At 67.0% G+C, this 24,298-nt stretch carries 23 protein-coding genes and 1 riboswitch; of the genes, 8 read left to right on the forward strand and 15 right to left on the reverse strand.

The genetic code is table 11. The features are described 5' to 3' along the window. Positions 1-94: 94 nt before the first annotated feature. Both U1738_RS07590 and U1738_RS07595 read right to left on the reverse strand, forming a co-directional pair. Entirely contained in the window at positions 95-1,498 is a 1,404-nt protein-coding gene (locus U1738_RS07590; protein ID WP_332788438.1) for a serine hydrolase domain-containing protein, read from the reverse strand. Then, the gene (locus U1738_RS07595) at positions 1,495-2,499 is read right to left on the reverse strand and encodes an A/G-specific adenine glycosylase (RefSeq protein ID WP_332788571.1); all 1,005 of its coding nucleotides are present in this window, start codon (positions 2,497-2,499) and stop codon (positions 1,495-1,497) included. Before U1738_RS07595 ends, U1738_RS07590 begins: the two co-directional genes overlap by 4 nt. A gap of 59 nt (positions 2,500-2,558) precedes the next feature. Between U1738_RS07595 and U1738_RS07600 the strand changes: the two genes are divergently transcribed. Genes U1738_RS07600 through smc form a run of 4 tightly spaced genes read left to right on the forward strand, consistent with a single transcriptional unit; the run spans position 2,559 to position 8,002 of the window. Next, positions 2,559-3,098, forward strand: a complete 540-nt coding sequence (locus U1738_RS07600; protein ID WP_443026995.1) for a DUF721 domain-containing protein — start codon at positions 2,559-2,561, stop codon at positions 3,096-3,098. Further along, positions 3,095-3,802 (forward strand): DsbA family protein, encoded by a 708-nt coding sequence (locus U1738_RS07605; protein WP_332788440.1) that lies wholly within the window; start codon positions 3,095-3,097, stop codon positions 3,800-3,802. Before U1738_RS07600 ends, U1738_RS07605 begins: the two co-directional genes overlap by 4 nt. A 23-nt stretch (positions 3,803-3,825) precedes the next feature. Further along, positions 3,826-4,563 carry a DsbA family protein gene (locus tag U1738_RS07610; protein WP_332788441.1) on the forward strand — a complete coding sequence of 246 codons (738 nt, stop codon included), beginning with the start codon at positions 3,826-3,828 and terminating at the stop codon, positions 4,561-4,563. A gap of 34 nt (positions 4,564-4,597) precedes the next feature. Beyond that, complete coding sequence (gene smc / locus U1738_RS07615; RefSeq protein ID WP_332788442.1) at positions 4,598-8,002, forward strand: chromosome segregation protein SMC; 3,405 nt, start codon at positions 4,598-4,600, stop codon at positions 8,000-8,002. 9 nt (positions 8,003-8,011) lie between these two features. Here smc and U1738_RS07620 read toward each other — a convergent pair whose 3' ends face one another. From U1738_RS07620 to U1738_RS07630, 3 genes are all read right to left on the reverse strand, one after another. Further along, positions 8,012-9,025: a hypothetical protein gene (locus tag U1738_RS07620; protein WP_332788443.1), complete on the reverse strand. Its 1,014-nt coding sequence runs from the start codon at positions 9,023-9,025 to the stop codon at positions 8,012-8,014. After that, the gene (locus tag U1738_RS07625; RefSeq protein ID WP_332788444.1) at positions 9,022-9,222 is read right to left on the reverse strand and encodes a hypothetical protein; all 201 of its coding nucleotides are present in this window, start codon (positions 9,220-9,222) and stop codon (positions 9,022-9,024) included. Before U1738_RS07625 ends, U1738_RS07620 begins: the two co-directional genes overlap by 4 nt. A 79-nt stretch (positions 9,223-9,301) precedes the next feature. Beyond that, positions 9,302-10,552, reverse strand: coding sequence for a glycosyltransferase family protein (locus tag U1738_RS07630; RefSeq protein ID WP_332788445.1), 1,251 nt, complete (start codon positions 10,550-10,552; stop codon positions 9,302-9,304). Positions 10,553-10,738: 186 nt separating this feature from the next. Here U1738_RS07630 and U1738_RS07635 point away from each other — a divergent pair, with 186 nt between their 5' ends. Then, positions 10,739-12,643, forward strand: a complete 1,905-nt coding sequence (locus U1738_RS07635) for an asparagine synthase-related protein (RefSeq protein WP_332788446.1) — start codon at positions 10,739-10,741, stop codon at positions 12,641-12,643. Between the two features lie 19 nt (positions 12,644-12,662). Here the strand turns inward: U1738_RS07635 and U1738_RS07640 are convergent, their stop codons facing one another. Continuing rightward, positions 12,663-12,938, reverse strand: coding sequence for a hypothetical protein (locus U1738_RS07640; RefSeq protein ID WP_332788447.1), 276 nt, complete (start codon positions 12,936-12,938; stop codon positions 12,663-12,665). 22 nt (positions 12,939-12,960) lie between these two features. Between U1738_RS07640 and U1738_RS07645 the strand changes: the two genes are divergently transcribed. Both U1738_RS07645 and U1738_RS07650 read left to right on the forward strand, forming a co-directional pair. Continuing rightward, positions 12,961-14,208 (forward strand): putative DNA modification/repair radical SAM protein, encoded by a 1,248-nt coding sequence (locus U1738_RS07645; RefSeq protein WP_332788448.1) that lies wholly within the window; start codon positions 12,961-12,963, stop codon positions 14,206-14,208. A gap of 1 nt (position 14,209) precedes the next feature. Beyond that, entirely contained in the window at positions 14,210-15,613 is a 1,404-nt protein-coding gene (locus U1738_RS07650) for a UdgX family uracil-DNA binding protein (protein ID WP_332788449.1), read from the forward strand. Positions 15,614-15,801: 188 nt separating this feature from the next. On the opposite strand, the gene U1738_RS07655 is transcribed toward U1738_RS07650, so the two are convergent. Further along, complete coding sequence (locus U1738_RS07655; RefSeq protein ID WP_332788450.1) at positions 15,802-16,578, reverse strand: energy transducer TonB; 777 nt, start codon at positions 16,576-16,578, stop codon at positions 15,802-15,804. 87 nt (positions 16,579-16,665) lie between these two features. Here U1738_RS07655 and U1738_RS07660 point away from each other — a divergent pair, with 87 nt between their 5' ends. Then, on the forward strand, positions 16,666-17,295 hold the full coding sequence (locus U1738_RS07660) for a DedA family protein (RefSeq protein WP_332788451.1): 630 nt from the start codon (positions 16,666-16,668) through the stop codon (positions 17,293-17,295). Here U1738_RS07660 and U1738_RS07665 read toward each other — a convergent pair. The 8 genes from U1738_RS07665 to U1738_RS07700 form a co-directional block, all read right to left on the reverse strand. Next, on the reverse strand, positions 17,273-17,980 hold the full coding sequence (locus tag U1738_RS07665) for a DJ-1/PfpI family protein (protein WP_332788452.1): 708 nt from the start codon (positions 17,978-17,980) through the stop codon (positions 17,273-17,275). The genes U1738_RS07660 and U1738_RS07665 overlap by 23 nt on opposite strands. A gap of 20 nt (positions 17,981-18,000) precedes the next feature. Beyond that, positions 18,001-18,081: riboswitch (ZMP/ZTP riboswitch) on the reverse strand. Beyond that, complete coding sequence (locus U1738_RS07670) at positions 18,068-19,537, reverse strand: hypothetical protein (protein WP_332788453.1); 1,470 nt, start codon at positions 19,535-19,537, stop codon at positions 18,068-18,070. Its footprint overlaps the riboswitch before it by 14 nt. Before the next feature lie 4 nt (positions 19,538-19,541). Beyond that, complete coding sequence (locus U1738_RS07675; RefSeq protein WP_332788454.1) at positions 19,542-20,057, reverse strand: DUF2306 domain-containing protein; 516 nt, start codon at positions 20,055-20,057, stop codon at positions 19,542-19,544. Positions 20,058-20,114: 57 nt separating this feature from the next. Then, positions 20,115-20,519 (reverse strand): hypothetical protein, encoded by a 405-nt coding sequence (locus tag U1738_RS07680; protein WP_332788455.1) that lies wholly within the window; start codon positions 20,517-20,519, stop codon positions 20,115-20,117. Positions 20,520-20,544: 25 nt separating this feature from the next. Next, on the reverse strand, positions 20,545-21,036 hold the full coding sequence (locus tag U1738_RS07685; RefSeq protein ID WP_332788456.1) for a demethoxyubiquinone hydroxylase family protein: 492 nt from the start codon (positions 21,034-21,036) through the stop codon (positions 20,545-20,547). A gap of 41 nt (positions 21,037-21,077) precedes the next feature. Further along, complete coding sequence (locus U1738_RS07690; RefSeq protein WP_332788457.1) at positions 21,078-21,563, reverse strand: disulfide bond formation protein B; 486 nt, start codon at positions 21,561-21,563, stop codon at positions 21,078-21,080. Beyond that, a complete protein-coding gene (locus U1738_RS07695) occupies positions 21,563-22,885 on the reverse strand; it encodes a S41 family peptidase (protein WP_332788458.1) in 1,323 nt (440 codons plus the stop codon). The genes U1738_RS07690 and U1738_RS07695 overlap by 1 nt, the downstream gene beginning before the upstream one ends. A 224-nt stretch (positions 22,886-23,109) precedes the next feature. Further along, on the reverse strand, positions 23,110-24,297 hold the full coding sequence (locus tag U1738_RS07700; RefSeq protein ID WP_332788459.1) for a murein hydrolase activator EnvC family protein: 1,188 nt from the start codon (positions 24,295-24,297) through the stop codon (positions 23,110-23,112). Position 24,298: the final 1 nt, after the last annotated feature.

Consider the following 24,298-nt stretch of genomic DNA (forward strand, 5'->3'; position numbering starts at 1 on the left):
AAGAAGCGGGACCCCCGCCTACGCGGGGGTGACGAGGTGTTTGGCGAACGAGCATTCCGTGACAAACTGCCCCGGTCGATACCGGGACGTCCGCTCATTTCGCCGTCATGCGCGCCACATCCGCCAGGAAGGCGGGCAGCACTTCGGCGCGGATCGGATAGGTGTCGCCGGGGAAATAATTGACCATCACGTTGCCGCGCGCCTGCCGCCCGGCATCGACGAACGCCACCGTGCCGGCCGCGCCGCCCCAGCCGTACGTGCCCTTGCCCGCGCCGCCGGCGAAATCCTCCAGATAGACCGATCCGCCCGCGCCGAAGCCCATCTTCGGCCCGCCGGTGTTGCCGCCGGTTGCGGCGACCGTGCCGGAGAAGACCACGCCCATCGGCAGCAGGTTGGACATTGCGAGCTTCGCGGTTTCCGTCTTCATGATGCGCGCGCCGTCCAGCGTGCCGTAGTTCTGGAGCATGTGCAGGAACCGGTCGTAATCGCGCGCCGACATCACCAGTCCGGCGCCGCCGTAGGGAAAGCTGGGGGCCTTGAGCCAGACCGAGGTCGCCGCCGCGTCCAGCGGGATGCGCGCCTTGGCATCGATCTTCGACGTGTCGAGGCCGGGGTTGAACTGCGCCATCGCCGCGCGGGTGAAGATGTAGTTTGTCGAAAGGCGCGATACCTCGCTCTGCGGCACGGTCCAGAAGCTGGACGTCATCTTCAGCGGATCGAAGATGCGCGCCTGCACGAACGCGTCGAAGCGCTGGCCGCTGGCGACCTCGATCACGCGGCCCATCACGTCGAGCCCGATCGAATAGCTCCATTTGGTGCCGGGTTCGTAGACCAGCGGCAGGCTGGCGACGCGGTTGGCGAATTCCTCCAGCGTGGCCGGACGCACCTTGCGCGATTGCGCCTCCAGATCGTTATTGACCTGCGCCGGATCGATGCCGAGTTTCTTGTATTCGGCGAGCAACGGCCCCTTCGTGATGATCGAATAGCCCAGCCCCGCGCTGTGCGTCAGCAGCATACGGATCGTGACCGGGCGCACGGCGGGGTGGCTGGCCAGGCTGTCCGGCCCGTCCAGCACCTTGATGTCCTTGAACGCCGGGATGTACTTGCTCACCGGATCGTCCAGCTTCAGCTTGCCCTCCTCGACCAGGATCATCGCCGCCATGCCGGTGATCGGCTTGGTCATCGAATAGACCCGCCACAGGCTGTCCGGGCCGGCCTTCGCGGCGGTAGGGCCATCGGCGATCTTGCCGGCGGACAGGAACATGGTCGGGCCGTCGCCGACGCCGAACGCCGCGACGATGCCGGGCATCTTGTTGTCGCGAACATAGCCGTCGAGCACCGCCTGGGTGGCGGGGAGCACCGAGGGGACGACGCTGAGCGTCGGCGCGGGAGCGGCGGTAACGGGTGCGCTTGGTGCCGGGACGGTTTGGGCGAAACCGGTGCCGGTCAGCAGGATCGCGCTCAACCCCACGGACGCCAAAAGCTTGAACGATGTCATCTTGCTCTCCCGATCTCTGCCGCCGCCTTGGCGAAAACGCTGGGCAACCCCGCCGACTCGATGTCGGCTATCGGCCACCATTCCGAATTCGAATGCTCCGGCGCGCGCGCGACCGCAAGCGCGAGTTCGAGCCGGAAGTGCGTGAAGACATGCGAGACCTTCGCATCCAGCATCCGCCACTCGCCGGCAAACGGCGCGTCGGCGAGGCCGGGCGGCGCATCGCCCCACGGCCCGGTCGGCAGCGCGCGCATGCCGCCGAGCAGACCCTTGGGTGGGCGGCGGACCAGCAACACCCTGCCCTCGCGCTCCGCCCAGAAGATCGTGCCATAGCGTTGCGGGCGCGCCGCCTTGGCCGGTTTGACCGGATAGGTCTCAGGTGCGCCGGACGCGAAGCCGTCGCAGCTTTCGTGCAGCGGGCAGGCGAGGCATTTCGGCGCGCGGAAGGTGCAGATCGATGAGCCTAGATCCATCATCGCCTGTGCGAAGTCGCCGGAGCGCTCGTCCGGCGTGATCGTGTCGGCGGCGGCGCGGATCGCGGGCCGGGCGGCGGGCAGCGGGGTAGCGATCGCGAACAGGCGCGCGACGACGCGCTCGACATTGGCATCCACCACCACCGCGCGCCGACCGAAGGCGATGCTGGCGATCGCGGCGGCGGTATAGTCGCCGATGCCCGGCAGCGCGCGCAGTTCGGCCTCGGTGCTCGGGAACGATCCGCCATGGTCCGCCACCACGACGCGGGCGCAGGCGACGAGGTTGCGGGCACGGGCATAATAACCGAGGCCGGCCCAGGCGGTCATCAATTCCGCCTCGTCCGCAGCCGCAAGCGCCGCGAAATCGGGCCAGCGCGCGGTGAACAACGCGAACTTGGGCTTCACCGCCGCGACGGTGGTCTGTTGCAGCATGATTTCCGACAGCCACACGCGATACGGATCGGGTGGCGGGGTGCCGGGCGGTGCGCGCCACGGCAGCGCACGGGCATGCGCATCGTACCAGGCGAGCAATGGCGCGGAAATGGAGCCGGAAGGGTTTCTGGGCTTTGCGGGCACGCCGCCGCTATGGCATGGGGGACGGGATGAGCAAGCGCGTCGTCTCCCCTCCCCAGCCAGAAGCGCCACGCGGCGGCCGCGCGCGCAGCGTGGCGGAGCTGCTGCCCGATGTCGGGCGCGCGGCGTTCCGGCGATTCGGCTTCGTGCAGAGCGCCGTCGTCAGCCGCTGGGCGGAGATCGTCGGGCCGCGCTATGCGGGCGTGTCGGCACCCGAATCGATCCGCTTCCCGCAGGGCAAACGCTCGGAAGGCACGCTGAACCTCGTCGTGCGCGGCGCGCATGGCACTATGATGCAGCATATCGCGCCGGAGATCATCGAACGCGTCAACCGCTTCTTCGGCTATGAGGCGATCTGCAAGGTGCAGATGCGGCAGGGCGACGTGCCCGCACCGCGCGTTCGCGCAGCGCCGCCGTCGCTGAAGCCCGTCCCGCTGGATCTTGGTGTCAGCTTGCGCACCATTGCCGACCCCGAACTGAAGGCCGTGCTCGAGGCACTGGCCGCCGGTGTCGCCGCCACGCGCGGCGCGCCCGTCATTGGAACCATCGACGAATGATCCGCTCGCTCTTCGCACCTCTGGTCGCTCTCCTGCTCGCCCCCCTGCTGATCGGCGCGGCCCCCGCCCCGCGCGACTGGACCAAGACCGTGGCGCGCACCGCCGATGGCGCGTTCGTCGTCGGCAACCCCAAGGCGAAGGTGAAGCTGGTCGAATATCTCAGCTACACTTGCCCGCATTGCGCGCATTATGCCGGCGAATCCGCGCCGACCTTGCGCGACAAGTTCGTCCGCTCGGGATCGACCAGCGTCGAACTGCGCCACGCGACGCGCGACGATCTCGATCTCGCCGCGACGGTGATCGCGCGCTGCACCGGCCCGGCAGGCTTTGTCCGGACGACCGAGTTGATCTTCGCGCAGCAAGGCGACTGGTTCCCGCGCGGGCTGGACTTCCGCCAGGCCAACGGATCGCGCCTCGCGCTCTACCCCACCGCCAGCAAGCTGCGCGCGCTGGCCGACGGATCGGGGCTGACCGATATCGGCCGCGCGCAGGGCCTGAAGGACGCCGCGATCGACGCCTGCTTCGCCGACACCAAGGGTATGCTGCAGGTCGCGGTAATGAGCGACCAATCGTGGAAGACGATCGCCGCCGCTTCGCCCCCCGGCATGGGCGGCACGCCGACCTTCGTCGTCAACGGCAAGCCGTATCCGACGCTCGACTGGGCCGGATTGGAAAAGGTTCTGCGCGCCGCCGGTGCGAAATGATGTCCCCTAGGAGTGTACCTCGCATGAAGTTCCGTTTCATCTCCGCCATCCTGCCGCTGATCGCGCTTGCCGCCTGCGGCGACAATTCCGGCACCGCCAATTCCGGGTCGCCCGCCGCACCGGTCGCCGCGGCCCCCGTGCCGAGCGGCCAGGATTGGACGCAGACCGTGGCGCAGACCAAGGAAGGCGGCTTCGTGATGGGCAACCCCGCCGCGCCGATCAAGCTGGTGGAATACGGATCGCGCCTGTGCCCGACGTGCGGCGCATTCGCCAATACCGGCATGAAGCCGCTGATCGACACCTATGTGAAGAGCGGCAAGGTGTCTTACGAGTTCCGCGAATATCTCGTCCATGGCGCGCCCGATTTCGCGCCGGCCCTGCTCGGCCGCTGCGTCGGCACGACCGCGTTCTTCCCGGTGCTGGAACAGATGTTCGCCGCGCAATCGACGATCCTGCCCAAGATGGAGGACGCTCAGGCGTTCCAGGCGACGTTGCAGGGCAAGCCGCCGGAGGTGTTCTCCACCGCCTGGGCCGAGAAGCTGGGCTATATTGATTTCGTCAAGCAGCGCGGTCTGCCCGAGGCGAAGGCGCGCGCCTGCCTGACCGACAAGGCCGAGATCGACAAGATGGTGAAGAACATGGACGTCGGCACCCAGATGGGCGTCAGCGGCACGCCGAGCTTCTTCCTCAACGGCAACCAGTTGCAGGGCGCGATCAGCTGGGAGCAGGTCGAACAGCAGTTGAAGGCCGCCGGGGCCTGATCCCGGTCTAGGATCCGGGGGGAGCAGCGCACCAGTGCAGATCAAGCGGCTTCGCCTGTCGGGCTTCAAGAGCTTCGTCGACGCCGCCGATCTGCGCATCGAACCAGGCCTGACGGGGATCGTCGGGCCGAACGGGTGCGGCAAATCCAACCTGCTCGAGGCGTTGCGCTGGACGATGGGCGAGACCTCCGCCCGCTCCCTGCGGGGGGCGGGGATGGAGGACGTGATCTTCGCCGGCACCGCAACGCGCCCGGCGCGCGAATTCGCTGAAGTTTCGATGTTGATCGAGGGCGCGGATTCGGAGGAAACGGAAATCGTCCGCCGGATCGAGCGCGGCGCGGGCTCCGCCTACCGGATCGACGGGCGCGACGTGCGGGCAAAGGACGTGGCTTTGCTGTTCGCCGACGCCGCGACCGGCGCGCATTCGCCGGCTCTGGTCAGCCAGGGGCGGATCAGCGCGGTGATCGCGGCCAAGCCGGCCGAGCGTCGCGCGATGCTGGAGGAAGCGGCGGGGATCGCCGGGCTGCACGTGCGGCGCAAGGATGCCGAACAGAAATTGCGCGCGACCGAGGCGAATCTGGCGCGGCTGGACGAGGTGATCGCCGATCAGGATGCGCGCGCCGCATCGCTGAAGCGGCAGGCGCGACAGGCCGAGCGCTATCGCGCGCTATCCGACCAGATCCGCACGGCCGAGGCACGGATGATCTTCGCCCGCTGGCGCGATGCGGCGGTGGCATCGGACCTGGCCAAGGCCGAGGCGGCGGCGGCGGAGACGAAGGTCGCAGAAACGGCCGAGCAGCAGCGCGCGGCGGCGGCCTATCAGCAACAGGCGACCGACCAGCTCGCCGAAGCACGCGCCGCCGCCTTGGCCGCACGCGATGCGGCGACCGAGGCGGGCCACACGCTGGCGGCGCTGCGCACCGAGAAAACGGGCGTCGAACGCCGACTGCACGACCTGACCGACGCCGCGACGCGACTGGCCGACGATCGCCATCGCGAAGGCGCGCTGGCGCACGACGCCGCCAAGGCCCTGTCGCGGCTGGCCGAAGAGGCGAAGGCGCTGGAACGGCGCATCGCCGAAGCCAGCGGCCAGATGCCGGGCATGGATGCCGCCATGGCCGAGGCGGAACGCGCCGGGCGCGATGCCGAAGTGGCGCTGGCCCAGGCGCTGGCGGCGCAGGCGAGCGAAGCGGCGGAAGCGCGGGTCGCCGAGGCCGTGCTGGCGGCAGCGCGCACCCGCGTCGAACGTAGCGAGCGCGATCTGGCGCGGGTGACGGCGGAAGGCCGGGCGATCGGCGATGCCGCGCCATTGCAAGCCGAACGCGCGGCGGCGATCGACGCCCGGGTGAAGGCGTTGGCCGACGCCGAGGCGGCGCGCGCCGATCTCGGCAAGGCGGATACCGGCGAGCGCGCGGCGATCGGCAATCGCGACGCGGCGCAATCGGCACGCTCGGCCGCGCATGCCGAACTGGCGGCGCTGAACAGCGAAGCGGCGGCGCTGGCCAAGGCGACTCCGGCGTCGGGGCGCGACCGGGTGCTCGACAAATTGCAACCCGATCCGGGATACGAACGCGCGCTGGCGGCGGCCCTGGGCGACGATCTGGACGCCGGGCTCGATCCCGCGACCGAGCGGTTCTGGGCAGGCGCCGAAGCGCAGCCCGGCGACCCCGCCCAGCCCGCCGGCACCGAACGGCTGGCCGATCACGTTGCCGCCCCCGCCGTGCTGGCCCGGCGATTGGCGCAGGTGCTGGTGGCGGAACTGGACGAAGGTCAGCCGCTCGCCGTCGGTCAGCGGCTGGTCACGCGCGCCGGCGTGCTGCGGCGCTGGGATGGCTATGTCGCCAAATCCGGCGGCGCGGCGGCAGCGGAACGGCTCGTTCGCCTGAACCGCCTGCGCGCGCTGGAAAACGCCAAGCCAGATGCGGTGGCGGCGGTCGAGGCGGCGGATGCTGCGCTGGCGCAGATCGACCGGAGCATCGCCGAGGCGCGCGCGGCGGCGCACGCCGCCCGTTCCGCCCTGCAACAGTCGGAAAACCGCGCGCGCGACGCCGCCCGCGCCGAGGATCGCGCCGGTGCCGCGCTGGAGCGGATCGAGACGCAACGCGCCGATCTCGATACGCGCCGCGAGCGCATCGCCGGGGAGTTGCACGAGGCGCAGGCCGAGGCCGAAGCGGCGGCTGCAACCAAGGCCGCTCTGCCCGATGGCAGCGCGACGCGCGACCGGGTCGCCACACTGTCCGCACAGGCCGAGACGCGCCGCAACGCCGTCGCCACCGCACGCGCCGACCGCGCGACATTGGAGCGCGCCTTGGCGCAGGATCGCGACCGGCTGGCCAGCGGATCGGGCGAAGCGAAGGGCTGGCGCGCGCGCGCCGGCGAGGCCGCGCGCCGCATCGCCGACATGGACAAGCGCGAGGTCGAACTGATGCGCGAGACGGTGACCCTGTCCGGGAAGCCCGCCGAGATCGCCGCCTCGATCGCCGCATTGGAGGCCACCCACCAGACCGCCCGCGCCGAAGCGGACGCCGCACAGGCCAGCGAGCGCCGGGCCGAAGGCGTGCTGCGCGAGACCGAAACGGTCGCGCGCATGGCGGGCGAGGCGCTGTCGGAAGCGCGCGAAGTCCGTGCCGGGGCGCTGGCGCGGGCCGAAAATCAGGAACTGCGCCGCGTCGAAATGGGCCGCCTGTCCGGCGAACGCTTCGAATGCCCTGCCCCCGTGCTACCCGAAAAGGTCGGCTTCACGGCCGATACCGTGGGCAATCCGCAGGAGGAGAGCAAGACGCACGAGCGCCTGTCGGTCGATCGCGAACGGATCGGCCCGGTCAACCTCGTCGCCGAATCCGAACTCGCCGAGCTGGAAACGGCGAGCAGCGGCAATGCCAGCGAGCGCGAGGAATTGGGCCTGGCCGTCAATCGCCTGCGCGGATCGATCGGCACGCTCAACCGCGAGGGGCGGCAGCGATTGCTCGCCGCGTTCGAGGCGGTGAACGGCCATTTCCGCCGCCTGTTCACCACCCTGTTCAACGGCGGCAGCGCGCATCTCGAACTGATCGATTCGGACGATCCGCTGGAGGCGGGCCTCGAGATCATGGCACAACCGCCGGGCAAGAAACTGCAATCGCTCACCTTGCTGTCGGGCGGCGAACAGGCGCTGACCGCCGTCGCATTGATCTTCGGCCTGTTCCTGACCAACCCGGCACCGATCTGCGTGCTGGACGAGGTCGATGCCCCGCTCGACGACGCCAATATCGAACGCTTCTGCGGCCTGCTCGACGCGATGACACGCGAGACGAAGACCCGCTACCTGATCGTCACGCACAACGCCGTGACGATGAGCCGCATGCACCGCCTGTTCGGCGTGACGATGATCGAACAGGGCGTCAGCCGGCTGGTATCGGTCGATCTGGGCGGAGCGGAGACCTTGCTGGCGGCGGAGTGACGACCGCTTTCAATTGCCCTGCGTGATCGCGGTACTGTGCGCACCAAGGCTGTGCGCCCTAAGCCGGCTGCGTGCGTAAACGATGTACGCGTTCAGATTGAGTAACAGCGCTCGCCCCTCTCCAATCTTGGCTTCCGGGTCCGGCCGCATGGCAATCGCGACGAATTTCTTCGCTTCAGCGCTGGTAATGAACCCGAAATTATCCAACGCGGCGATCGACAGCAGCACTGGGGACGTGTGGGGGCGACGCCAGCTATTTTCTGCTTCCCGATCATGCCCGTTGAGCGCATCGTCGACCATCCAAAGTGCCTGAGAGAAAGTTCGGTCTAGCGGCTCCAGAGCAGTATCGAGTTCGGCCCCGCCGTCGACATGAAAGGCATGGCTATGGCGTTCGAAAGTGCCGTCCATTACGGGACCGCGATAGAAGGCGTATCCTTCCCGATCATTATGAGACGGCTCCATGCCGCGGGGCCAACCATTGAATCTAACGTCCTGCAACGTCGGAAACAGCGTCGTCAGGAATGCCGCTGCTATGCCCATGGCGATCGAGCGGACGAGTTCGGGCCCGATGACGATGCCTGCCGTCAAGCCGGCACAGGCCACTAATATCCCGATGATCGTCAGCTTCCTGACGACGAGATGCGGTTCGTCAAACACCCAATTCACGATGAAGAACGACGATATCACAACCGCCGCACCTGCCAGGACGATCGCGACATTCGTTTTCAACCATTCCGGCCCGATCGCGGCGGTCGCTGCCAGGAATATCACTATTCCGATGCCGGCGAGATACGGCAGCAATGGTGCGGATCTCGTCTGCCCAAAGGCATCGAACGTCGGAGGCAGCAGGATTTCGATAATCGGCGGTGCCAGCACGGCCAAGGCGATCAACGGCCATCGCGCGATCTCCGGCGCAAGAAACACTCCGAGCAGCACCGCGAAATAGATCGTGCAAATCGCGGCAGTTCCGATCGTCCGGAAAAGCCGGCGACGCTTCTGTATTTCTAGCGGGATGTAGCTCATGACAGCATCCGCCCGATCTTCTTCACCACTGCACTGGCGCGACCGGTGGCAAGCAGAAAATCGAAAGCACCGACGCCCGCGGCCTGAGAGATATCAAGCGCCAGGAGTTTAGGATCGACATATTCCGTAACGGTCGCGGCCATGCATACCCAGCCGACCAGCCTTTCGGAAATGAGATCTATATCCGTCAGTTTCACGCCACCCCCAGACTCTACTCTCCTCATCGGTGACATAGGGCCGGACGGGGGGTCCAGAAATTGTTGAACGGAAATGGAGTTAAATCGCCCCCATCATTCCGCCCCGTGCGGCTTCCTCGTCAGGTGTCGGCAGGACCGTCCAGTCCGGCGCCGGTTGCCGGATTGCCGAGACGATGATCCACAGCATCGCCGCGCCCCGGATCGCGGCGGCGAGCGCGATGTCGCCTTGCGTTGCCGATGGCGTGTGGCCTTCCATGCCGGCGAACATCCAGAATTCGGCGAAATAGGCGGCGGCATCACCGGCGGCGAACCACAGGATCGGCCACAGGCGATAACTGGTCAGGACAAGGGAGGGATAAAGCCACAGGTCGAATTGCGGCGAATAGACCTTGTTGGTGAGCAGGAACCAGGCGAGCACCGGCGTGAACAGCAGCCAGGGTTGGGCCCCGTGCCTGCGCCAGCCGAGCGTGACGATGAGCGCAGCCCCGCCGGCAAAGAGCGCGAAGCTGACGAGGTTGCGCGTCGGGATTGGCGAGACCCATAGCCCGAACGTGGCGAGCAACTCCCACACCGACGCCGCCGTGCCGCTGCGTTCGCCGGAGAAGCGATAGAATTCGGACCAATTGCCGAACGCGGCATAGGCGATCGGCGCGTTGATCGCGCCCCAGACGAGGATTGCGACGAGCGCGAGCGATGCCGCCTTGGTGATCCGTCGCGGCCAGCGCTCGCCCGGCTGGAGCAGGGCGGTCAGGCCGAACAGCGGCAGCATCAGCACCGGGAACAGCTTGGCCGCCGTGCCCGCTGCCGCCCATTGCACCGCATTGGTCAATCGTCCCGCGCGCGCGGCGAGCAATGCGGCCATCGCAAGTGCCACTGCCAGCAGATCCCAATTATGCCCGAGATAGAGGATCAGCGGCGGCGCGGCGGCCCAGAGATAGAGCCGTCGCCGATCGACGCCGGCCCGCTCCATCATCCACAAGACGAGGAACGCGAGCCCGGCATTGACCGCGCTGACTACGAACAGAAAAGTCGCGGCATCGGCGGCAGGGCCGCGCAGGATCCGCGCGACGATCCCTTCGATCCAGATCAGCGCGCCGGTCAGCACCGGATATTCCATGCGCGCCTGAAGATACGGCACCTGCCCCGCCGCCACGCCGCGCCCGCCCCAGAACGGCACCGCATCGCTGTAACAGCCGGTGGTATATTGCACCCCGTCCGCCCAGCCCGCGCCGCAATGCCCCTTGAACGCCCAACCGGCGAGGCAGGTGAGCGCGAGCAGCGACCATGGGGTGAGCCAGCCGGCCATGATGCGCGGTGGCGATTGCGTCATTGGTTCATTTCCCACCCCGTCTGTGCTGAGCTTGTCGAAGCACTGCCCTTTTTCTCGACGGGGGAAAAGAAGGGCAGTGCTTCGACAGGCTCAGCACGGACGGGAATGGGGATCGACCGCACAGTTCCCACCCGGGGGGCGAAGACTATGGTTCGACGTCACCGTATCGGCTTATAAGCGCCGGGCATGAGCGCGATTTTCGGTATCATCAGGTTCGACGGGGCGGAAGCGGATACGCGGGGCGTCTCGCGTATGGGCGCGACGATGCGACACCGCGCGCCGGACGGAATCGAGATCGCGGCGTTGGGCCCGGTGTGCCTCGGCTATTGCAAGATGCGCGTGCAGCGGGAGGACGTGTTCGATGCGCAGCCGCTGAGCAACGATCGCGGTGATGTGACGCTGGTGGCGGAGGGTCGGCTCGACAATCGCGAGGAACTGGCAGAGACGTTCGGAATCGACGCGGATGCCTTGCGCGACTTGCCCGACAGCGCGCTGGTGCTGGCGGCGTACAAGCATTGGGGTGCCGACTGCGCGGAACATCTCATCGGCGATTTCGCCTTCGCCTTGTGGGATGCGCGTGCGCGCAGGCTGGTACTGGCGCGCGATCATATGGGCCAGCGCCACCTGCTGTTCCATCGCGGCGAGCATTTCCTCGCCTTCGCCAGCGAGATCAAGGCGTTGTGGGCGCTGGAAGACGTGCCGCGCGCGATGAGCGACGATGCCACGATGCGGCGCCTGCTGGTGCTGCGCGATTCAAAGGCACCGGATACTTTGTTCGAGGGGATCGAGGGCCTGCGCGGTGGCGAGCGGATGGTGATCGGGCGCGACGGTTCGGTCGATCGCCGGCGCTATTGGACGCCGCGGGCCGCGCCCGAGCATGAGGGCCAGGACGAAGCCTATTACATCGCCGCCTATCGCAGGGTGCTGGGCGAGGCGGTGTCGTGCCGCCTGCGCCGGCTGGAGCGCCGGTCGGCCTTGCACATGAGCGGCGGGTTCGACAGCAGCGCGGTGGCGGGGCTGGCGGGCCCGGTGCTGCGCGAACAGGGGCGGACGATTCTGGGCATCGCATCGGTGATGGCGGAGGAGAAGCGCGGGCAGCAGAAGCGCGATGCCCGGCCGATGGTGGAGTTTTGCGCGCGCGATATGCCGCATCTCGACGTCCACTATCTAACGCGCGAGGGGATCGTGCCGTTCGGCGGATTGGACGAAGCGTTACCGCGCCTGGATGGCCCTGCGTCGCCGGTACATTACGTCTATGCCGAGGCCGCGCGGATCGCGCGGACGCACGACGTCCGGCAGCTGATGGACGGCCACGGCGGGGATTATACGCTCAATCCGCGGGACAGCGCAGCCGTGCCCCGCCTGCTGATGCGAGGCGATCCGGTCGGCTATGTCCGGGAGGTCATGGCGCTGCGCAAGCGCTTCGGGATGCCCCTGCTTCCCTTGCTGAAACGGCATGTGCGACACATGCTCGATCCGTTGATCCGGCGGGCGAAGATCCGACTGGGACGCAGCGTCGGGACGGCCAGCGCGGCGGGGTTCGTGCGAGCCGGATCGATCGATGTGGCGGTCGCGTCGGGCGTCGTGGCGCGCGACGAATTCGGGCTGGACACCGGCATCGCGATCGAAATGCGCGACCGCATCGGCCGTGTCGTGACGCGGGTCGGCGCTCAGGTTTCCTACGCACCGATGGACATTGCGGCGTGGACCGAGGGCCTGGCGGTGACCCGTCCGTTTCATGATAAAAGGGTGGTCGAACTCGCGCTGGCGATCCCGGAGGCGTTGTATTTCAGGAACGGGCGCAACCGCTATCTCGCGTGTCGGGCGCTGGCGGACATCTATCCGCCCGAGTTTCAGGACCGGCCGTTCCACAACGATGACCGCATCCCGGATATCGGCGAGGTGCTGGCCGTCGCCGGGCCGGAACTGGTTGCGCGGGCGGAACGCCTTCCGGACGATCTCGTCGATCGCGAAGCCCTGATCGACGCGTTGCGCCCCGAGCAGCCCTGGGGCCAACATAAGGGACTGGCGTTGGATGTGCTGCTCGTCGCCGACTACCGGCGGTGGTTCGAGCGTAAAAACATGCCTTGAAAGCTTGAACCTGGCCGGTTCAGCTCGTGCCGGCGCTGTCGATCGGCGTTTCCAGACTTCCGCCATGGACCATACCTTCGGAACGGCTGACGATCGTCGCCGTGATCACGGCCGGGGTCACCCAGAGCTTGCGGCCTTTCCCGCAAGTGTCGTGCTCGATTGCTTCGTTCATGCCTGTACGTCCCTCGGCAACGATCTGCCTTCGGGCACCTTCATGGTGATAAACGGCAAACATCCCGTTAACCGCCCGGCCGATTATTCCCGCGACTTGACGCTGATCAATCGACTTTTGCACGATTGGAACATATGCCGAACAAATGGCCCAGCTCGACGTTCAGCATAAGTTGGAAATCCTTGCCGATGCGGCGAAATACGATGCATCATGCTCGTCGTCCGGCACGTCGAAACGCACGTCGCGCGACGGCAAAGGCATCGGGTCGACCGATGGCGGGATGGGCATCTGCCACGCCTATGCGCCGGACGGGCGCTGCATCTCGCTGCTGAAGATCCTGCTGACCAACAGCTGCATCTTCGACTGCCATTATTGCATCAACCGCAAGTCGAGCAACGTGCGCCGCGCGCGCTTTACCGCCGATGAGGTGGTCCGGCTGACGCTCGCTTTCTACAAACGCAATTATATCGAGGGGCTGTTCCTGTCCTCCGGCATCATCCGATCATCCAATTACACGATGGAGCAGATCGTCGAGGTCGCGCGCAGTTTGCGCGAGGATCATCACTTTCGCGGTTACATCCACCTGAAGACGATCCCCGATGCCGATCCGGAACTGGTGCATCAGGCCGGTCTGTATGCCGATCGCGTGTCGATCAATGTCGAGCTGCCGACCGCCTCCGGCCTGAAGCGACTCGCGCCGGAAAAATCGGACACGCGGATCGCGACCGCGATGGGCGAGATGAAGACGGCGATCGTCGATACCGCCGATGCCCGGAAGCGTTACAAATCGGCCCCGAAATTCGCCCCTGCCGGGCAATCGACGCAGATGATCGTGGGCGCGGATGCGGCGACCGATGGTGATATCGTGCGCAAGGCGTCATCCCTTTACGACCGCTTCGGCATGCGGCGCGTTTATTATTCCGCCTTCTCGCCGATCCCGGATGCCAGCGCGATCCTGCCGCTGCAGCGTCCACCGCTGATGCGCGAACACCGGCTGTATCAATCCGACTGGTTGATGCGCTTCTACGATTATTCCACTGCCGATGTCGTCGCCGCGGCGGACGATGCGACCGGCATGTTGCCGCTCGATATCGATCCGAAGCTAGCCTGGGCACTGAAGTTTCGCGGCACGTTTCCGGTCGATGTGAACCGGGCGCCGCGCGAGATGCTGCTGCGCGTGCCGGGATTGGGGGTGAAGGCGGTTGGCAATATCCTGGCGGCGCGGCGCTGGCGACGGCTGCATCTGGCCGATGTCGCGCGGCTGACCGCGTCGATCGCCAAGGTGCGCCCGTTTCTGATCGCCGAGGACTGGCGACCGGTGGCGCTGAGCGACCGGGCCGATCTGCGCCCGATCGTCGCGGCCAAGCCGAAGCAGATGGAATTGTTCTGCTGAGATGAGGACGATCCGCCTCGCCGAACCGGACGATTTCGACGGCTGGCGCGATGCCGCGCGCGCGCTGGCGGCGGAAGGCGTGCCGCCGGAGGACGTGGTGTGGCAGGTCGGAAACGCGGCGGCCGATCTGTTCGCCGACAACCCCGGCATGCCCGCGCCCCAGCCCGGCGCGACCTTCTCGGTGCCACGCGCCTTTGTCGATCTGGCGCGCAAGGCGGTGCTGCACAGCGCCCCGGAACGCTTCGCCTTGCTCTACACCGCACTCTGGCGCTTGCGTGGCGAGCCGAAGCTGATCGAGGATCGCGCCGATCCGTTGGTGCAGAAGCTCGAGGGGCTGGCGCGCGAGGTGCGGCGCGATATCCACAAGATGCGCGCATTCGTGCGCTTCCGTGAGATGGCCGATGGCGAAATCGATGCGGATTCGGGCCGCTTCATCGCCTGGTTCGAGCCGGACCATCATATCGTCCGCGCCAATGCCGCCTTCTTCATCGATCGCTTCGCCGCGTTGCGCTGGTCGATCCTGACGCCGGAACGGTCGATCCATTGGGACAGCAAGCGGCTGGAGGAAGGCCCAGGCGCGGTGAAGAGCGATGCACCCGACGGCGATCCGATCGAGGATGTGTGGAAGACCTATTACGCCTCGATCTTCAATCCGGCGCGGCTGAAGGTGGGCGCGATGCTGAAGGAGATGCCGCGTAAATATTGGAAGAACATGCCCGAAACCGCTTTGGTATCGGGTTTGATTGCGGGTGCGCGGGCGCGGGAGAGCGGGATGATCGACGTGGCGCGGACGCAGATCGGCGGAAATATCGACGCGGCCTGGGCGGCGCTGCGCGACGAGGCGGCGGGCTGCACGCGCTGCTCGCTCCACCAACAGGCAACGCAGACGGTGTTCGGCGAAGGACCGGTCGATGCGCGGCTGATGTTCGTCGGCGAACAGCCGGGCGACCAGGAGGATCTGGCCGGACGTCCGTTCGTCGGCCCGGCGGGACAGGTGTTCGACCGGGCGATCGCCGAGGCCGGGATCGACCGGGCGCAGGTCTACGTCACCAATGCGGTGAAGCATTTCAAGTTCGAGCAGCGCGGCAAACGGCGCATCCATGCCAAGCCCGGCGCGGGCGAGATCACCGCCTGCCGCTGGTGGGTCGATCAGGAACGCATGCTGATCAAGCCGCAGGTGACGGTCGCGTTAGGCGCGACGGCGGCGCGCAGTCTGCTCGGTCGGGTGGTGACGATCGGCAAGGAGCGCGGGCGGGCGCTGGAACTGCCCGATGGCGGCGGCGAGGCCTGGATCACCGTCCACCCGAGTTTCCTGCTGCGCCTGCCCGACGAGGTCGCGCGGGCGGAGGAATATGCGCGATTCGTGGAGGATCTGCGCGTGGTGGCGGGGCGGGTGACGGGGTGATGCAACGCGCAAGCCTCCGCTCCCTACCCCGTTCGTGCTGAGTAGAGACTGAGTAGCCGAAGGCGTATCGAAGGCTCGTATCGAAGTACCGTTGGACCGCGCAACGCCTGTCCTTCGATACGCGCCTTCGACAAGCTCAGTCGCTACTCAGGACGAACGGATCTTTGGGTTTTGGGGTCACGATGGCCCTAACGATCGTCCGGATCATCCCGCCCGTCCCGCTCGATCAACCAATGATGATCCTCCTCCACCACCGAAGATATCGGCCGCCCCGCCGCATCCGTCCCCGGCCGGTAGCGAAAGCGCTTGAGGATCAGCTTGCAGGTAACGGCGTCGATATCGGCATTGCCGCTGGAGCGGGTGACGCGGCAATCCTCCGCGCGGCCCTTGGGCGTGACGGTGTAGCGCACCCAGACGGTACCGCCGATCCCGGCCCGTGCGGCGGCCTTGGGGTAATCGCGATCCTCGATCTGCCCCGAAATCTTGCGCGCGAAACTGCCACGACCGCCCGCGCCCTGCCCGTTTCCCTCCCTGCCGCTGCCCGTCCCCTCGCCCTGCCCGCCACCGCCCGTGCCGGGACCGGGCAAAGGGGCCGCGCCGGACTCGGCCTGCACGTCCGGCCCCGCCACGGGCGCAGCGAGGATCGGCGGGGGAATAGGCGGCGGCGGCACGGGCGGCGCGACGATCTCGCTCGGGCGAGCCTCGCGATTGGCGGGGGCGGCGGCTCCGGTCTTACGTGCGTCGCGCGCCTTTTTCGGCTTCGGCGCTTCCGGCGGGGGTGGCGGCTTGGGCAAGGCGACGTCGAACACGGCCAGCGCATCCGCCCCGCGCGCAACCAGATCGGGCGCGAGGCCGACGACCAGCAGATAGCCGATCGCGACATGCAACACCGCCACCGCCACTCCGGCAAACATGCGGTCGCGATCGAACCGGCCAATGGCCTGCGAGGAATAACCGCTGTTCACCCGCCCTGTTTAGTGCCGCCCCGCCTGAACGCGCGCTGGCATTTGGGGGCTTCCCTTCGCGGCGCGCATCGCGCATCGCACGGCCCCATGATCGAGCACATCCTGGGCATCCTCGCCGGCTTCACCATCTGGGTCATCTCCAGCGGAGGCTATCTCGGCATCGCGCTGCTGATGGCGATCGAATCCGCCTGCATCCCGCTGCCGTCGGAAATCATCATGCCATTCGCCGGCTATCTTGTCTCGACCGGGCATTTCGACCTGTATCTTGCCGCCACGGCCGGCGCGATCGGGTGCAATATCGGATCGATCCCGGCCTATGAACTGGGCAAGCGCGGCGGCCGGCCGGCGATCGAGCGCTGGGGCCGGTACGTGCTGATCGGGCCGGGCGAACTGGACATGGCCGACCGCTTCTTCGCGCGGTTCGGCAATTCCGCGATCCTGATCGGGCGGTTGCTGCCGGTGATCCGCTCCTTCATCGCCTTTCCCGCCGGGATCGCGCGGATGAAGCTGCTGCCGTTCCACCTCTACACCTTCGCCGGATCATGGCCGTGGTGCTTCGGCCTCGCCTGGGTCGGCATGAAGCTGGGCGACAAATGGAACAGCGATCCGCGCGTCAAGGCGGCGTTCCACAGCGCCGATGCGATCATCGGCGTCGTGCTGGTGGCGGGCGCAGCCTTCTATATCTGGCACCGCGTCAGGGGCATGAAGCGCCGCTGAGTTTTGCGGCCAGCGCCCGGGTGCGATCGTCGCGGCCCGGCGCGGCTTTGACGGCCAGCGCTTCGTAACGCGCGATCATCGCGGGATCGGCCCGGCGCGGCGACCCGCCATCGAAGGGCGGCGCGGGATCGTATTCCAAGCTCAGTTGCACGAAGCGGGCATGCGCCTCGCCCCGGATCGCCGCCATCAGCGTGAAGCCGAAATCGATCCCCGCGGTCACCCCGCCACCGGTCGCGCGGTTGCGATCGATCACCACGCGCTCCTGCACCGGGATCGCGCCGAATTCGGACAGCAGATGGTGCTGCGCCCAATGGCAGGTCGCGCGATAGCCCGTCAGCAGCCCCGCTGCGCCGAGCAATAGCGATCCGGTGCAGACGCTGGTGATCCACTCCGCCCCCGGCGCGACCTTCGCCACCCAGGCCATCGTCGCTTCATCCTCCATTGCGTCGTTCAGGCCGAACCCGCCGGGTATGCACATGATATCAGGCTGGACCGCGTCGTCGAACGTGGCGGTCGGCAGCAACGCGAAGCCGGCGTCGGTCATCACCGGATCACGGGTTTTCGCGACCAGATCGATCGTCGCATTGCCGAGGCGCGACAACACCTGCGCCGGACCGGTAAGATCGAGTTGCGTGACGTTCGGGAAGAGCAAGAAGGCGACGCGGATCGGGGAGAATTCGGGCATCAGGGCGCTCCATCGTTCGGTGAAGGTGCCCAGGCGAACGGCGCTGCTACGGTCGGCGCTTCCCTGTGGTGCCCCACGATTCGCCAGTCACGCGACCGGCTCCTGAATAGGGCGCGCGGCGGGTTCGGACAAGTCCGCGCCGTGCCATAGCAACCACAATACGGGCAGCGCGACGGTGAGATACAGTGCGAGGCCGAAGCCCGGTTTCCAGCCCCACCAGTCGCTCGGGATGGTGCGGATCTGCAATTCCAGGAAATGTTTCAGGATCGGATCCCACAGGGGGAACAGGATCGTGTCCGGCGCGGTGACCTCGGCAGCGGCGATGGCGAGGTTGATGAACAGGCTCAGGGCCAGCAGCGCACCGATCAAGCGCCGGGCGCTTTTACCGGCGCTCGCCCAGAGTGGCGCGAGGCCGAGCGCGAGGAACGCCATCGCCGGAATCGCGTGGCGCGGGCCGGTCGAATAGCCGCCGTTCCAGTAATAATAAGAGGCGTTGTAGAGCAGCATGACGATCGCCAGTGCTGCCGCGGCGATGCCGAGATCACGCGTGGCGGGAGTGCGGATCAGCCGCGCAAGGCCGAATGGCGCGAGGATCAGGATCGGCGCGACGAACAGCAGCCCACGTTGCGGCCCGGCGATCAGCTGGAAGAAGATGTCGGGATGCGGATAGGTCAGGCCGAACAACCCCTGGTTCATGCCCTCGAACCCGACCACGCCCTGATAGCCGAGCCGGAACCACTGGCCGAAGGCAATCTGATTATAGACCAACATCGGGCTGAGCAGCACCGCCCCCGCGACCGCCGCGATCGCAGCGAGGCGCAGCCGTTGCGCAAGGGGAACGTGCCGCGTGCGCCAGATCGCCCACAGGCCGACCACCGCCGCCGGGAACACCGCCGTCAGTTCGATCAGCAAGGACCAGCCGAGACACGCGCCGAGCATGATCGGATAGCGCAGCCGCGCCAGCTCGCGCGGCCCCGATGTTCCGCGCCACACGGCCCAGGCGGCGATCATCAGCAGCGCACCGACCGGGGCATGCCCGAACACCGTGGTCGACCAGCCCCAGGCCGGCGTAGCCAGCGCATAGCCGAGCGCCGCGACCAACCCCGCCTTCGGGCTACCGGTAATCCCCGCCCCCAGATCGAGCAGCAGCACGGCGGCAAGCGCGATCAGCACCGCGCTGGTCGTGGCAATGGTCAACAACTGGCGTAGCCGCAGGAAGGCGATGAAGCGCGCATCGCGGATCGTGTAGGGATAAAGCTCGGATCGCTGGCCGGTGATGCGATCGGCGATCCAGACCGAGGGCAGCGCCATCAGCGTCATGCCCGGCATCTTGTCCATATAGATATGGCCGTTGAACTGCGCCTTATCGACCGTCATCGTCTCGAATTCGTCGATCGTCGCATCGCCGCGTTCGGCGAGCGAAATGGCCGCGAACATGCGCGTCGCGTTGTTCGGGTTCACCTCGTTCGATCCGAACCAGATGCACGACAGCCAGACGAGGATGAACAGCCCTATCGCCACGCCGTGCGGCCCCCTCACCGGGGCGGAATTGGTCATCGGATCAGCCGAACAGCCACTGGCCGAGCAGGCGATGGAACGGAAAGGTGAAGAAACCGGCGACGAGCAACGCGCCGATCACCATGCCGCGAACCGACCGGCGATGACGCACGATGTTGTGTGTCCGCGCGCTCCACCAGATGATCGGCACCTGGATCACCGTCCAGGCCGAGATAATGTGGATGAAGCTGAAACCACCGGGATTGGTCTGGCGCACCCCGAACGAGATCAGGGCGGTGGCAAGCATCGCGACAACCCAGATCGTGCCGAGCACCCGGTGTGGCCGATCCCCGCGCCGCCGCAACAGCATCGTCGCGGTAAGAACGAGCGCGATCATGATGGTGAGCAGATGCGCCCAGACGATCCCCGGGATCTCGCCCCAATGCGCATGTCCGCGCACGAGCGCCGCGACAACGGCGGCGAGCAGCACGGCGGAACCCACCGCCAGCACGCGTTCGAGCGTATCCGGTGCAAGCGACTGCAGTTTCGGCGCAGCTTCGGTTTCGAATATCGTCGCCATCATTCCCCCCGATGCCGGCCCTACCCTATCCCAAGGGCATCAGCGCGCAAGGTCCGATCAGGGCAGCGAATCCTCGACCTTCTTGGCGTCGGCGGCCTTTTTCTTGTTTTCCGACCGCACGCGATTGGCCTGTTGCAGGAAGCAGCCGCTGCCACCGCCCGGCCCGACCGTCGTGCAACTACCGATGCCGGTCGCGCCGACATTGTCGTTCGCCTTGGCTTTCAGCGCCCAGGCCTCGTTCTCGGGCGTGACTTCCAGTTCGCGCAATTCCTTGGGGATGCGGAACTGTTCGTTGGCGTTGCGACGGACGCAGACGACGATCTCCTCCCCGCTTTCCGTCGTCGGGCATTTCTGGTTGCCGTAGATCACCAGCACGCCGTTCTGCGGCGCGTTCTGCGCGGCGGCGGGCAAAGCGGCGACCGCGGCGGCAATGCCCAGTCCTGCGAGAAGGACGAATTTCATGACACCTGCTCCCGTTCGATCTTCATTATATACGCTTCGCCGTCGCGATTGCGACCCGGCAGCCGAGCCGAATCACCGCGCTGAGTAATGGATAGGCGATCGCCTGTTCCGCTCCTGCGGCGAGCGCCGTTTCGCGATGCTCGACCTCCTCGGCCTGAAAATCGCGGATCGCGGCACCAAGTTCGGGATCGTCGCTGCCAAGTTCAGTCAGCTGATCCTCATAATGCTTGTCGATTTCGGTCTCGACCGCGACCGTGCAGGCCATCGCCGCCGCCGGCCCGATCGCCGCCGTCACCGCGCCGAGCGCGAAGCCGGCAATGTCCCAGAACGGCTGCAGCACGGTCGGGCGCACGCCGCGCCGGGCGATCATCGCGTCGAAAAAGGCGCGATGCCGCTCCTCCTGGATCGCCATGCCAGCGATCTGCCGCGCGGCGGGGCTGCGATCGCCCATCACCGCCAATTGACCGGCATAGATGCGTGTCGCACCATATTCGCCGGCCTGATCGACGCGGATCATCGAAATCGTGTCGCTTCTTGCGTCGCCGGGCTTCCAGCGGGTCACCGCCGGCGACCCGCGAGCAGGTACAGGATCACCCCCGCCCCGCCGAGCGACAAGATCGCGTTGAACCCGGCCAGCGACACACCGAACAGGCTCCATTGCGCCACGTCGCAGCGCACGATCGGTGCGTTCATGATCCGCGCCAGCATCTCCTCGGGTGTGCCGCCGCTGCCGCCGACCGTCGAGGTGCAGGCGGTGAAGCCCTGCCACCAATGATATTCCACGCCGGCATGCGCCACGCCGATCGCACCGCTGATCGCGATGGCGATGGCGGCGAGCAGCACGAGCGCACGCCTGGCGCTGGTACCGGGCACGAAGAACGCGAGCGCCGCGATCAAGACGGCGGCGTAATGCGGCCAACGCTGCCAGTGGCACATTTCGCACGGCACGAGGTGGCCGATGAGTTGCGATCCCCATGCCCCGGCAAGCAGGGCGGCGGGAAGCAGCAGCGCTATGGCGCGGGCGGTCTTGAAACGATCCCGCATCACTTCTTCGCCACCGCTTTCTTCGGCACCGGCCCCAACCGTGCCAGCGTCTTCAGCGCGTAATCGAGCTGGAAGTCCTCGATGCCCTTGGCCTTCAATTGCTCCGGCGTCGCGGTGAAGCGGGGATCGTCCTTGGTATCCTCCATCAGCGCCTTGTCGTCGGCCTTGACCTCGTTGATCAGATGGCGGCGCAGGTCATCCTCACGGAACACCGGCCGGGTCTTGTAATCCGGGTCGCTGATCTGCGGCACCTTGATATCCGGTTCGATCCCCCCTTCCTGCACCGATCGGCCCGACGGCGTGTAATAACGCGACGTGGTCAGGCGCAAAGCGGTGTTGCCGCCGAGATCGAGCACGGTCTGTACCGATCCCTTGCCGAACGACCGCACGCCCATCACCAGCGCGCGGTGCTGATCCTGCAGCGCACCGGCGACGATCTCCGACGCCGAGGCGGAGCCGGAATTGACCAGGACGATCGTCGGCAGGCCGCGCGAGGGATCGCCCGGTTTGGCATAGAAGCGCTCGATATCGTTCTTCTCACGCCCGCGCTCGGACACGATCTCGCCGAAGTTGAGGAAGTCGTCGGCGACCTCAATCGCTTCGTCACGAAGGCCGCCGCCATTGTCGCGCAGATCGACGATCCAGCCGATCGGCGCATGGCCCAATTGCTTCTCGACCCCCGCCATACCGGCGCGCACCGCCTTGCCGGTATCCTGCGAGAAGGTGTTGATGTTGAGGATGCCGATGCCGTTCTTGACCTCCCACTTCACCGGACGCTGCACGATCCGCTCGCGCACCAGGCTGACCTCGATCGGCTTGTCGCGGCCGGGCCGGATGATCGTCAGCGCGACCTTGGTGCCCGGGGGCCCGCGCATCTGCGAGATTGCCTCGTCCAGCGTCTGGCCGTAAATCAGCTCGCCGTCGATATGCGTGATGTAGTCGCCGGATTTCAGCCCCGCGCGGTATCCCGGCGTATCCTCCTGCGGCGAGATGATCTTGACCGCGCCATCCTCCGCCGTGACGGTGAGACCGAGGCCGCCGTAACTGCCCATCGTCTGGATCTTGAGATTGTCGTAATCCAGGCCGCTCTCATAGGCGCTGTGCGGGTCGAGCGCCGCGAGCATACCGTCGATCGCGCCCTTGATCAGCACCTTGTCATCGACCTTGTCGACATAGGTCGCCTTCACGCGCGCGAACACGTCCATGAACTGATCGAGTTCGCGATACGCATCGGTATCGACCGCCGCCATAGCAGCGGTGCCGGCGGGAACGACCGCCAGAACGAGGGCGATCGCGGTAGCCTGGAGAAACGGACGAGCCATGTAACGTGGGTCTCTTCGAAACAGGAGAAATACGGTCGATCGTGACCCTAGCGGGTTATTCCGCGCGGATCAAAGCGGCTTGCGGGTGAACGAGAGGTGAGCGGTCCTTTTGGCTCCCCTCCCTGGAAGGGAGGGCTGGGGGTGGGTCGGTATGGGGCAGTCGCTTCGTTCCCTCGATAGCAACCCACCCCCGCCCCCTCCCTTCCAGGGAAGGGAGAAAGTGCTCACCCCACCAACGGCGTCATATCCACCGCACGCCCCCGGCGGCGCAGTTCCACTGTAACGCGCGAATCCTCACCCCCACCGGCCCGCCCGATCGGTTGCCCCTGATCGATGCTCTCGCCGACCTTCACCGATGCGAGGCTGAGGCCGGAGACGAGCGAGGTCCAGCCGCCGCCATGATCGAGGATGACAATCGTCCCATAGCCACGAAACGGCGCGGCATAGGCCACGCGCCCCGCGGCGGGCGCGACAACGGTGGCCTCGGCAGCCGCCGCGATCGTCACCCCGCGCGAACGCACGCCCGCGTCGGACAGTTCGCCGAGTCCCGTGACGATCTTGCCGACCACCGGCAAACGGTATGGCGGCGCAGCGTGCGACCAGGTTGCGGTATCGACCGGCGAGGCGATTTCGCCGGGGCGAAGCGGACGCGGCGACGGGCCGGGCAGCGACGCCAGGCTTTCGCGCACGTTCGCCTGATTGCCCATCTGATCCATCAGGTCGACGATGTCGCGCGCGCGTTCGCCCATCGCGATGGCGCGATCGGATTCGAACAAGGCGTCGCGGCCCAGATCGCGCGAGCGCAACCGGTGTTCCGCCTCCAGCCGGGTGAGCGTGAGGCGCTGCGTCTCCATCCGCCCGCGCGCTTCGGCCAGCGCTTGCGTCGCGGTGGCCGCATCGGCCTGCAGGTGGCGGGTGCGGGCGAGATCGGCGCGCACCCCGGCAGTACGCTCGCGGATAACCGGGAGCGTGCCGGCCAGCACGGCGCGGACATGGACGATATCCTCCAGCGATCCGGGCCGCACGACACTCATCATCACCGGGCGACGGGCGAGCGACTGGAGCGCGGCGACGAGGCGGACAATCGGCCCTTGCTGCTGGTCGAGCTTCGTGCGTTGCGTCTCTAACAGGCGGCGGACGATATCGATCCGTGCCTGCCCCGCTGCGATATCTGCCTCGGCCTGCTGGATGCGCGCGGCGACGGCTGCCTCCTGCTGGCGCGCCTGACGGGCCTGGTCGCGCTCGCCATCGGCCTGCTTCTCCAGCGCGGCGGAGCGCGCGGCGGCGGCGGCGGATTGCGCCTTGGCGTCGGCGAGGCGCTTTTGCTGATCCTGCGCCGGTGCGGAGATCGCGACGCCGAACGCCGCGACCAAGGCGACGCCTGCGATACAATACTTTGCCCCCGCACCCATC

This window comes from Parasphingomonas caseinilytica, assembly GCF_036663755.1.
GTDB lineage: Bacteria > Pseudomonadota > Alphaproteobacteria > Sphingomonadales > Sphingomonadaceae > Sphingomonas.

What these genes read in the sequence shown, in the direction of transcription:
- U1738_RS07650 (WP_332788449.1), top strand. Translation starts at nt 14,210, where the DNA reads ATGAGGACGATCCGCCTCGCCGAACCGGACGATTTCGACGGCTGGCGC.
- U1738_RS07665 (WP_332788452.1), bottom strand. Translation starts at nt 17,980, where the DNA reads ATGCCCGAATTCTCCCCGATCCGCGTCGCCTTCTTGCTCTTCCCGAAC.
- U1738_RS07645 (WP_332788448.1), top strand. Translation starts at nt 12,961, where the DNA reads ATGGCCCAGCTCGACGTTCAGCATAAGTTGGAAATCCTTGCCGATGCG.
- U1738_RS07695 (WP_332788458.1), bottom strand. Translation starts at nt 22,885, where the DNA reads ATGGCTCGTCCGTTTCTCCAGGCTACCGCGATCGCCCTCGTTCTGGCG.
- U1738_RS07635 (WP_332788446.1), top strand. Translation starts at nt 10,739, where the DNA reads ATGAGCGCGATTTTCGGTATCATCAGGTTCGACGGGGCGGAAGCGGAT.
- U1738_RS07680 (WP_332788455.1), bottom strand. Translation starts at nt 20,519, where the DNA reads ATGAAATTCGTCCTTCTCGCAGGACTGGGCATTGCCGCCGCGGTCGCC.
- U1738_RS07630 (WP_332788445.1), bottom strand. Translation starts at nt 10,552, where the DNA reads ATGACGCAATCGCCACCGCGCATCATGGCCGGCTGGCTCACCCCATGG.
- U1738_RS07600 (WP_443026995.1), top strand. Translation starts at nt 2,559, where the DNA reads ATGGGGGACGGGATGAGCAAGCGCGTCGTCTCCCCTCCCCAGCCAGAA.
- U1738_RS07670 (WP_332788453.1), bottom strand. Translation starts at nt 19,537, where the DNA reads ATGACCAATTCCGCCCCGGTGAGGGGGCCGCACGGCGTGGCGATAGGG.
- U1738_RS07590 (WP_332788438.1), bottom strand. Translation starts at nt 1,498, where the DNA reads ATGACATCGTTCAAGCTTTTGGCGTCCGTGGGGTTGAGCGCGATCCTG.
- U1738_RS07620 (WP_332788443.1), bottom strand. Translation starts at nt 9,025, where the DNA reads ATGAGCTACATCCCGCTAGAAATACAGAAGCGTCGCCGGCTTTTCCGG.
- U1738_RS07605 (WP_332788440.1), top strand. Translation starts at nt 3,095, where the DNA reads ATGATCCGCTCGCTCTTCGCACCTCTGGTCGCTCTCCTGCTCGCCCCC.
- U1738_RS07675 (WP_332788454.1), bottom strand. Translation starts at nt 20,057, where the DNA reads ATGGCGACGATATTCGAAACCGAAGCTGCGCCGAAACTGCAGTCGCTT.
- U1738_RS07700 (WP_332788459.1), bottom strand. Translation starts at nt 24,297, where the DNA reads ATGGGTGCGGGGGCAAAGTATTGTATCGCAGGCGTCGCCTTGGTCGCG.
- U1738_RS07660 (WP_332788451.1), top strand. Translation starts at nt 16,666, where the DNA reads ATGATCGAGCACATCCTGGGCATCCTCGCCGGCTTCACCATCTGGGTC.
- U1738_RS07610 (WP_332788441.1), top strand. Translation starts at nt 3,826, where the DNA reads ATGAAGTTCCGTTTCATCTCCGCCATCCTGCCGCTGATCGCGCTTGCC.
- U1738_RS07685 (WP_332788456.1), bottom strand. Translation starts at nt 21,036, where the DNA reads ATGATCCGCGTCGATCAGGCCGGCGAATATGGTGCGACACGCATCTAT.
- U1738_RS07690 (WP_332788457.1), bottom strand. Translation starts at nt 21,563, where the DNA reads ATGCGGGATCGTTTCAAGACCGCCCGCGCCATAGCGCTGCTGCTTCCC.